9 protein-coding genes are annotated in these 8,885 nt (G+C 68.7%); 6 read left to right on the forward strand and 3 right to left on the reverse strand.

What is annotated here, in order from left to right; translation table 11 throughout:
* The first annotated feature begins 12 nt into the window (after positions 1 to 12).
* The 4 genes from KEG38_RS51925 (at position 13) to KEG38_RS51940 (ending at position 4,166) form a co-directional block, all read left to right on the forward strand.
* On the forward strand, positions 13 to 1,284 hold the full coding sequence (locus KEG38_RS51925; protein WP_272428377.1) for a radical SAM protein: 1,272 nt from the start codon (positions 13 to 15) through the stop codon (positions 1,282 to 1,284).
* Complete coding sequence (locus tag KEG38_RS51930; protein ID WP_272428378.1) at positions 1,281 to 2,234, forward strand: PLP-dependent aminotransferase family protein; 954 nt, start codon at positions 1,281 to 1,283, stop codon at positions 2,232 to 2,234. Before KEG38_RS51925 ends, KEG38_RS51930 begins: the two co-directional genes overlap by 4 nt.
* A 60-nt stretch (positions 2,235 to 2,294) precedes the next feature.
* The gene (locus tag KEG38_RS51935) at positions 2,295 to 3,125 is read left to right on the forward strand and encodes a hypothetical protein (RefSeq protein ID WP_272428379.1); all 831 of its coding nucleotides are present in this window, start codon (positions 2,295 to 2,297) and stop codon (positions 3,123 to 3,125) included.
* A 66-nt stretch (positions 3,126 to 3,191) separates the two neighbouring features.
* A complete protein-coding gene (locus KEG38_RS51940) occupies positions 3,192 to 4,166 on the forward strand; it encodes an NHL repeat-containing protein (RefSeq protein WP_272428380.1) in 975 nt (324 codons plus the stop codon).
* A 3-nt stretch (positions 4,167 to 4,169) separates the two neighbouring features.
* Here KEG38_RS51940 and KEG38_RS51945 read toward each other — a convergent pair whose 3' ends face one another.
* The 3 genes from KEG38_RS51945 to KEG38_RS51955 all read right to left on the reverse strand — a co-directional run bounded on the left by KEG38_RS51945 (position 4,170) and on the right by KEG38_RS51955 (position 7,392).
* A complete protein-coding gene (locus KEG38_RS51945) occupies positions 4,170 to 4,859 on the reverse strand; it encodes a hypothetical protein (protein ID WP_272428381.1) in 690 nt (229 codons plus the stop codon).
* 86 nt (positions 4,860 to 4,945) lie between these two features.
* Positions 4,946 to 6,148 (reverse strand): PAS domain S-box protein, encoded by a 1,203-nt coding sequence (locus KEG38_RS51950; protein ID WP_272428382.1) that lies wholly within the window; start codon positions 6,146 to 6,148, stop codon positions 4,946 to 4,948.
* A 164-nt stretch (positions 6,149 to 6,312) separates the two neighbouring features.
* Complete coding sequence (locus KEG38_RS51955; RefSeq protein ID WP_272428383.1) at positions 6,313 to 7,392, reverse strand: serine/threonine-protein kinase; 1,080 nt, start codon at positions 7,390 to 7,392, stop codon at positions 6,313 to 6,315.
* Positions 7,393 to 7,774: 382 nt separating this feature from the next.
* Between KEG38_RS51955 and rsmG the strand changes: the two genes are divergently transcribed.
* Both rsmG and KEG38_RS56305 read left to right on the forward strand, forming a co-directional pair.
* A complete protein-coding gene (rsmG, locus tag KEG38_RS51960) occupies positions 7,775 to 8,494 on the forward strand; it encodes a 16S rRNA (guanine(527)-N(7))-methyltransferase RsmG (RefSeq protein WP_272428384.1) in 720 nt (239 codons plus the stop codon).
* A 241-nt stretch (positions 8,495 to 8,735) separates the two neighbouring features.
* On the forward strand, positions 8,736 to 8,885 hold a 150-nt coding region (locus tag KEG38_RS56305; protein WP_372518248.1), incomplete at its 3' end, for an IS4/Tn5 family transposase DNA-binding protein.

The raw sequence follows: 8,885 nt of genomic DNA on the forward strand, positions 1-8,885 counted from the left end.
ATCATGTACCGTATGGAATCCTTCATCGCCTTCATCCCGCTCTCGAACTGGCTGCGCGGCTTCGATCGCTACGGGATGCGGTATTCGAAGGCGTTGATCGGTGAATCGAGGTTTTCCGACGCGTTCTACATGCTCAAGGAAGGCGAGCGCTGGGCGCCGGGGCTCGAGAAGGCGCGGCGGCTCGTGGCGAAGCTCGGGCGGCCGAAGGATCGCGTGGTGGCGCTGCGCGCGCGGCTCCCGGTCGGGCCCGAAGGCATGCGCCCGAACGACGTGACCGGCACGGGCATCGGCTGGCGCTGGCCCGCGAGCGAGATCCCCTTGACCGGCGTGGCGTGGGTCGACGAAAAGGACACGCTCGTCCCCACGAGGCACGAGGAAATCACCGCGGAGGCTTTTCGCCTGGGCGACGACGGGCTCGTCGAATGGGCGAGATGCCGGCCGCGCAGCGTGTCGGTCCTGCCGGTCGCGAAGGCTTGTCAGGCGCGTTGTGCATTCTGCTTCTCGAAGGCGAGCGTCTCCGATCTCGCGCGCCAACGGAGCGGCACGCTCGACCAATACCTCGCCTGGGCGAAGCTCGCGAAGGAGCGCGGCGCCGAGCGCGCCGTCATCACCGGCGGCGGCGAGCCGACGCTGCTCGAACCCGGAAAGCTCCGCGCGCTCGTGCATGGCCTCGCGGGGTTGTTCCCAAAAACCCTGCTCATCACGAACGGCGCGCGCCTCGACCTCACCGCGCTCGAATGCCTTCGGGACGCAGGGCTCACCACGGTCGCGGTGAGTCGGCACGGCGTGACGCGCGAGGCCGATGCGCGGATCATGGGGATCGCGGTCGACTCCGGGGCGTTCGGGCGCGCGCCGGGCCTGCGCACGCGGGCCATTTGTGTGCTCCAGCGGGGCGGGGTCGACGACGCGGCGAAGGTGCACGCGTACCTCGAACGGAGCGCCGCCGAGGGGTTTCAGGAGGTTTGTTTCAAAGAACTCTACGTATCGAGCCTCTCGGAGAATCCGTGGGCGCCGAGCGCCGCGAACCAGTTCTGTGAGACAAACCAGGTGCCTCTCGCGCTCGTGCTCCGAACGCTCGCCGAGCTCGGCTTCGAGAAGCGCGCGGCGTTGCCCTGGGGGAGCCCGGTGTTCGAAGGTGAAATCGGCGGCCGCGTGCTCCGCGTGGCCGCGTACACGGAGCCCTCGGTCGGCTGGGAGCGGACGCATGGCATCGTGCGCTCGTGGAACGTGATGGCCGATGGAACCTGCCTCGCCTCGCTGGAAGATCCGAGCTCGACGTTATGAACCACGAAACGTTTCTCGCGCGCCGCGCGGAGCTTCGGGCCACGCACCCCGCGCTCGTCGATCTCGCGGAGCTCAACGTCTACCGGAGCCTCGGGCGCGCCTTTCCCATCATTTTGCCCTCGACGCACCCGGAAGCGCCTTATCGTTGTCACCTCGCGGAGCGATTCCTCGCGCACCTCGATCTCCCGCAGACGTTGAAGCCGCGCACGCAGGTCAGCCACGGTGTTCGTCGTTCGCTCCGCGCGCTTTTGGGGCTCCTCGCGAAGCAGAATGCGCGCGTCGGCGTGCCTGCCGACGTGTACCCCGTCTATCTGCAGCTTGCGGCGGAGGCCGGAGCGACGGTCGTCCCGTGGGAGGCGCGTGTCGGGCTTCCCGATCTCTATGCGCTCGACGCGCTCCTCGTCTGCGAGCCGCTGAAACCCTGGGGTTCGTCGCTGACGCCGCTCGAAGTGGAAGAGCTCCGGCGCTGGGCACGCGCGGACGAGCGGCGCATGCTGATCCTCGATTCGGTCTATGCGACGCCGCCGACGGGGGCCTCACGGGCATTGCTCGAAGACGAGAGCGCCCTTCTCCTCACGTCGCTGTCGAAGGGCTGGCTCGTCCCGGATCACGCGGGGATCTGCATCGTGCCCGAGCGTTTTCGAAAGGAGACGCGGGACGCGTTCGCCGAGCTGCCGAAGGACGAGCAGCGGCTCCGCATCGGATACGCGGCGCTCACCGAGCATGCCGCGCGTCCCCGGGAGGTCTCGGCCGCGTTGCGTGAGCGCGCGCGCAAGCTGGACGAGCTGACGAGCGCGAGACCCGAGCTTCTCGCTTCCTCGTGCATCGGCTACTTCGCCATCTCGTCGAGGTCGTTCGACGCGCTGCTCGAAATGGGAATCCTCGGCGTCCCTGCCACGGTCTTCGGCGGACCCGAGGGCCTCAGCGTGCTCTCGAGCCTCGAAGCCTGAACCACCGCTCGCCGGGGATGACGTCCATGGGGTCGGGGCTCCATGACGATCCCAGATTCCGTGAGCTCCTACCGACCCTTGCCGGCATTTGCCGCACTCGTGCTCGTCCTCTCCTCCGGCGCTCGGGCCTCGGCCATCACGCCGCCGCCCGTCTCGGCGCGGGCGGGCACGGCCCGGGTCGATCGCAGCAAACCGAGCGGACCCACGCCCATGGTGCAGCGCGGGCTCATTTTGCCCACGGGGCTGCTCGATCCCTACGTGAGCCCCCTCGTCGAGCACCCCATCGGGAAAGACTATTACCGCATGGGGACGAGCTTCGGCACCCTGTGGGGCATCGTCCCCGAGATGCACGTCGATATCCAGATCGGCCCCTATTACATCGGTCAGGAGCCGCCTCCGGGCACGAACCGCATCACCTTCACGGGCCGTTACCTCAAAACCCGGCCGCTCGACCTCGGCGCCTCGTTTATGGCGGTATTCGATCCGAACCCCAGGCACCCGTTCGTCAGCTACGTCCAGCCGGGTCTGCCTGCCCTCATCCGTCCGAACAAGCGCCTCCGTATCGATTCAGGCGTTTTTGTGCCCTGGTATCCCACCACGGATTCCCATCTCGGCCTTCGTGTCCCGCTGAACGTGTACGTCCAGATCGTGGACCGCTTCCATGTCGGCGGGGCGAGCGCCCTCGTCGTCTCGGACCTCCGCGATCCCCATGGGACCACGTCCGTTCCGTTCGGTTTCACCGGCGGCTACAGCGCGGGCCCCGAGCTCGACTTCCTGGCGCTCACCCCGTACGTGACCTGGACGCGCTTCTATTCGACCGCGACCGGCGCCCTGGACACGCGCTCGTTCGTCGCCGGACTCGTCGTCGACTTCATCATCGACCTTCGGTGAGCCTCGTCTCACGGCAGGCGTGACGTGGCTCGGGTTCCCTCCTATCCTCGGGGCCGGAGGTTTGCCATGCATTTTCTTCACCGTTCCTTGCAATTCGTAGTCCCCACGGTGCTCGTCCTTTCCGCCTGCGCCGTCACGCCCAGCGGCGGACGTTCTTCCGGAAATGGCGGCGACGGGAGCGAATCGAGCGGCGAGCAAGGTGGAAGCGCCGGGACCGGCGGGATGGGCAGCGGGAACGCCGGCTCGGGCGGCGAGGGCGGAGATCTTTTCGGCGACGGCGGACTCATGGGCGCGGGCGGCGGATCCGGCGACGACGGCTGCGCGGACGAGGCGAAGCTCGTCTACATCATCGGCCAGGACAACGAGCTCTACAGCTTCAACCCGCCCACGCTCGACGTGAAGCTCATCGGCGTGATCGACTGCCCCACCGGCGGCCTCGGCACGCCGTTTTCGATGGCCGTCGACCGCAAAGGGACGGCGTGGATCCTCTTCAGCGACGGCCGCATCTACCACGTCGACGTGAAGACCGCGGCCTGCACGGCGACGAGCTACACGTCGGGACAGCAGGGTTTTTCCACGTTCGGAATGGGCTTCGTCTCCAATACGCCGGGCAGCGCGGAGGAGACGCTCTACGTCGCCGACTACAACGGCAAGGGCCTCGCGCGGATCGACACCCAATCGCTCACGCTCTCCTTCGTCGGCCCCTGGGACCAACTCTCCGGCGCGGCCGAGCTCACGGGCACGGGCGATGCGCGGCTCTTCGGCTTCTTCAATTACAGCCCGATCATCATCGCCGAGATCGACAAAACCTCGGGCAAGATCCTGAGCCAGGCTCCGCAGCCCTCGGTGTCGATCGGGAGCGGCTGGGCGTTCGCGTTCTGGGGCGGCGATTTCTGGCTGTTCACGAGCCCCACGGGCGACTCGCAGATCCAGCAGTATCGACCCTCGACCGGGACGACGACCGTGGTGAAGACGGGGCTCGGCACGAACATCGTCGGCGCGGGCGTCTCCACCTGCGCGCCGGTCGAGCCGCCGAAATGAGCGCTACTGGAAGTTTACCGCGATCCAGCCGCCGGCGGCGCTGAATCCGCAAGCGACCTTCGAGAAGTACTTCGCGCTCATGTTCACGTAATGCCCGCAGACGTCGCCCGTGGATTGCCCGTAGAAATCGCAATTCGGGCAGTTCGGGTTGTACCCTTCATTGCAAGCATCACAGCCGGAGCAGCCGGTCTGATCCCGCTCGGCCCACATGCCATCGAGGCAGCCCGAGACGTTCTCGGCCCCGTGGCCCAGGCACTCGTTCTGGCCGCTGCCATTGCAGGTCGGATAGAGGCCCATGCCCCACGAACCGTGCGGCTTATCGTTCTGCTGATCCCACGTTGCCTGCTGATCCACGCAGGGCTCCGCTTCCTTCCAGCGCGCGTAGGGCGGGAGCCCCATCGTGGCGCGGTGCGCGTTGATCGTGTCGACGCACGCTTGCCGGGCCGCCTCGTACGGATCGGACCCGCCGCTGCTGCTGCTCGTCGTGCCGCCGCCGGCGCCGCCCTGGCCGCTGCCGCCGCTGCCGCTCGATGCGCTGCTGCTCGGCGTCCCTCCTTGCCCGGCCGCGCCGCCGCTCCCGTCGCCGCCCGCTCCGCCATCACCGCCGCTCCCTTGCGACCCCGCGTCCGAACACGCGGCGGCGCCGAGCGCTAAAAGACCCAGAAAAACCCGATAGGCCATCTTCATCGACATGGGGAAGCTCCTTGTTACCCCGTCGAGTGTAGAGGACGACAACCGGCGCCTGGTATGGAAAACGACCAGGACGGGCGTCAAACCGTTCATGTGGATGGGGCAGGGGCGCGGCGCGGCTTCACGGCGCGGCGCTTCATGACGAACCGGAGCGCCTCCTCCAGGTTGCCGAGCGTCATGACGCTCCCGAGATCGACGCCGAGGCCCACCAGCGCAGTGGCCACGCCGGGATTGACGCCCGTCACGAGCGCCGTCGTGCCGAGCAGCCCGAGCGCGCGCAGTACCTTGAAGAGGTAATCGGCCGTCGTCGCATCGACCTCGTCGATACCCGTCATGTCGAGGATCACGTAATGCGCTTGCTCGCTCACGACCGCGTCGAGCAAGGTGGCGAGGATGCGCTCGGCGCGCGCCGCGTCGATCGTCCCGACGAGCGGCAGCGCGAGCACGCCGTCCCATACCCGCACGATCGGCGTGGAGAGCGTGCGAATTGCGCCCTCTTGCTGCGCGATGAGGTCGATCTGCTGGCGGAGCGTGCGTTCCGCTTCGATGCGCTCGGTGACGTCCATCGCGACGCCGAGCACGCCCTCGACGGGGCCGCCTTCCTCGCGCGTGATGGGAATGTACCGGCATTCCCAGGAGGCGCCGCCTGCGTTGGCGAGGGTGACCTGGTGGGTGCCGCCGAGGGCGGCGCGGATCGCGCTGAGGATTTCGGGGACGTCGCGGTAGAGATCAAAAGCGCTCATGCCGACCACTTCGCCGGGCGCAAAGCCGAGCGCGCGCAGCCCGGCGCCGTCGGACAGCGTGAAGACGCCCTTCTCGTCGGTGGACCAGAGCACGAGCGGGGTATTGTCGAGCATGCGCCGGATGAATTTGCGCTCGGCGGCCAGCGTTTCGCGCGCCTCGGTCGCCTCGGTCGTGTCACGAACGAAAGCGGCGCGGCCGAGGAGATCTCCGTTTTCGTCGCGCAGGGCGCGCAGTTGCCATTCGCAATGGAATCGCGCCCCGTCCTTCCGGGCGCACGGGGCCGAAAAGGATGGCGGGTTTTGCGAGTCGAGATCGGCGAGCAGCACGCCCGGATCGACCTCCGCGTCGGGGCCGAGGAGGTCACGTATCGTTTTTCCGATGACCTCGGTCGCGCCGTAGCCGAACACACGCTCGGCGCCCGGGTTCCACGCGACGATGGCGCCGCTCGCGTCGAGGCCCACGATGCCGATCGGCGCCTCGTGCGCGAGCGCGCGCAGCAGCTTCGGATCCTCGAAATAAGCTGACGCAGTACGTTCGTGAATAACCATCCAACTCCGTGTAGCAAAAGTGCCGCCGCACGGAAAGCACCCTTATCCGCTGGGAGTACGCTTGGTTACGTGATTGTTGGAATTGGCCGCTGTGTCAGTGATATGACAGTGGCCCGCGTTTCAGCGGCACGCGCGGAGGTTTGGCGGAGCGAGCGCGTTCGTTTTCACGATGCGGCGGGCTGGGTCGAAAGGCGAGGCGACCGCACCGCCTGGCCACGCCCCTGCTCGACGAGCGCCTCGCCGGCCGGGCGGAGGACCTGCGCCGCCGCTTGCCGCCGCAGCGCGGAGACCTCCTCGGCGGGCAAGAAGCCGTGTTCGCGGGGCGGCTCGTCGCCCGGGACCGTCGCTTCCTTGCAGGCCATTCGGAGCGCCTTCTCCAGGGTCGTCGCGACCTCGGCCGCGAGCGCCGCGCCGCCCGTGCCGATCGCCCAGCGCACGAAGGCCCATCCGAGCTCGGCGTGGCGCATCTCGTCCTCGGCGATCTCCAGCAATGCAAGGCGCACCGCGCGCGGGCCCGCCTCCTTTGCCGCCGCGGCCGCCTCGAGGGCCGCGAGCGTCTCGCCCACGCAGCCCTCGACCACCGTGGCGAGCGTGGCCGCCGTGAGCGAGCCGAGATCCTCGAACGCGCCGTCCACCGCGAGCGGCCCGAAGCCGAGCGGCTCGCCTCCATATGCGGATGCGAGCGACATGGCGAGGCGCGCGTGCCGCACCTCGTCGAGCGCCGCTTGATGGGCCGCCTCGACGAGCGCCGGCGGCGCGCCGAGCGCCATGAGCGCCATCGAGAACCGGGCAAACGAGGCCACGGATGCGTGCTCGTTGCGACCTCGCTCGGCCCAGCGCCGCGCGAGGATTGCGCGTACCTCGGTCGGGAGAGCAGCCGTATCGAGATCGCGGAGCGCGGCATTGAAATCGCGGAGCGCCTGCGCGCGATCCGCGGGCACATCCGGCGGGCTCGACCATGCGCTCGGCCCTTCGCGCACGTCGGCGAGCCGGGGTTTTCCTTGCACGAGGAGGGGCCGGCCATCGCAGCCGATCGAGCCGACGAGATAACAGCAGCTCTCGGCGCTGCCTTCGTTTTCATTGGCATACGGCCCGCGGAGCGGCTCGCATTCGCATTCGCCGGAGCCCGGCGGCCGACCATTGAGGACGACCTCGTTCGCGCCGGGACACACGCCGTTCACGGGCGTGGTGCAAAGCGTGATGTCGCAGCACTGGCCGTGATATCCGAAACTGTCGTTGTACACGGGCCCGTAGCAGGCGGGCGCCGGGGAGGACTCGAGGATCTCGACAGAAGTGGCCGGGCCGGGGGCGCCGGGAGCGCTCTCGACGTCGGCCCCGCACCCCGAGGCCAGGAGGAGGCTTGCGCCCCATTGAGAAGCGACGAGAAGGCGATGCAGGTATTCGCGCATGCGGCGCCATTTGGCAATTCGCGTGCCGAGGGCCGCGCCCGTGTTTCTCGCGGGGACGTGGTCCCGGGGTTGTGCCGGGTTGTGCCGAGCGTGCTCGTGTCGACTCCGCCCCGTCCACCTGCGCGAGCGCGAGGAAATCCTTCGCGGCGGGGATGAGCGACGTCCGGTGATTCCGCTCGGGTCGACGGATGCCTCCGCGCTGTGCTACCCCGCCTCCGTGACCAAGGCCGCCCGTCCTCCCCTCCCGCTGCCGAGCACCACGCCTCTCGCGCCTCCCGACGGCTTCGATACGCGCCTCGCGGAGATCGGCGTTCGCCTCGACGCGCCCGTGCTCGCAACGCTCGGCGACTACCTCGCGCGGCTGCTCGCGATGAACGAGCAGATGAACCTCACCGCCATCAAAGATCCGAGCGACGCGTGGGAAAAACACGCGCTCGACGCGCTCACGCTCGTGCCCTTGCTCGGGGACGTCTCCGCAGGATCGCGGCTCGTCGACGTCGGCTCGGGCGGCGGTTTGCCCGGCATTCCGATCGCGATCGCGCGGCCCGATCTCGGGGTCACGCTGGTCGAGGCGACGCAGAAAAAAGCGGCGTTTCTCTCGGCCGTCGTCGACGCGCTGGGCCTCGCGAACGTGACGGTGCGCGCCGAGCGGGCCGAGCAGCTCGGGGCCGGGGAGCTTCGTGGCGTGTTCGACGTCGTGACCGCGCGCGCGGTGGCGCGATTGAACCTGCTCGTGCCGCTCACCGCGCCGCTCGCGAAGCCGGGCGGGCTCGTGCTTTTGGTGAAGGGTCAGCGCGCCGAGGAGGAGCTCGCGGAGGCCAAGCGCGTGCTCGCGGAGCAAGGGACGACCCACGAGAAGACGGTCGCGACGCCGACGGGGCGGATCGTCGTGCTCCGGCGAGGCGCGGGGGAGGCGCGGCGCAAGGCGAAGCGGTGAGGGGAGGCGCCTCAGAATTCGAACGTCGATTGCACGATCGGATTGCCGTAGCTGTCGACGTCCCGTGGCCAGCCCCCCGTGCGGACCACGCTGAGCATTGGTCTCATCGCGAGCCGCTGCGCCGGGGCGCTGCCCCGGGCCCCGCGGGGGCTGTTCGCCCCTCGACCCGAACCAGGGCCTGAGCATTGGTCCCATCTCCGATCGGTACATTCCCCCCCTCTGACGACATTTACCGAGTGAGATGTTGGATGCAGGGGCGGCCTCGTCGGCGGAAGCGTGGGCGGAGGAGGAGTTCGGGCATGCGGACCTTGGAGACAAGCGCCGGACCCGGCGACTGACGCGCATGGCCGCGCAGGCGGCGCTGTTTCCCTCGGGGAAGGTGAGTGAGGTT

The organism is Polyangium jinanense (genome assembly GCF_028435265.1).
GTDB classification, from domain to species: Bacteria; Myxococcota_A; Polyangia; order Polyangiales; family Polyangiaceae; genus Polyangium; species Polyangium jinanense.

Excerpts from the sequence above, each read along its gene's own strand:
- KEG38_RS51945 (WP_272428381.1), bottom strand. The coding sequence starts at position 4,859 with ATGTCGATGAAGATGGCCTATCGGGTTTTTCTGGGTCTTTTAGCGCTC.
- KEG38_RS51925 (WP_272428377.1), top strand. The coding sequence starts at position 13 with ATGGAATCCTTCATCGCCTTCATCCCGCTCTCGAACTGGCTGCGCGGC.
- KEG38_RS51930 (WP_272428378.1), top strand. The coding sequence starts at position 1,281 with ATGAACCACGAAACGTTTCTCGCGCGCCGCGCGGAGCTTCGGGCCACG.
- KEG38_RS51950 (WP_272428382.1), bottom strand. The coding sequence starts at position 6,148 with ATGGTTATTCACGAACGTACTGCGTCAGCTTATTTCGAGGATCCGAAG.
- KEG38_RS51940 (WP_272428380.1), top strand. The coding sequence starts at position 3,192 with ATGCATTTTCTTCACCGTTCCTTGCAATTCGTAGTCCCCACGGTGCTC.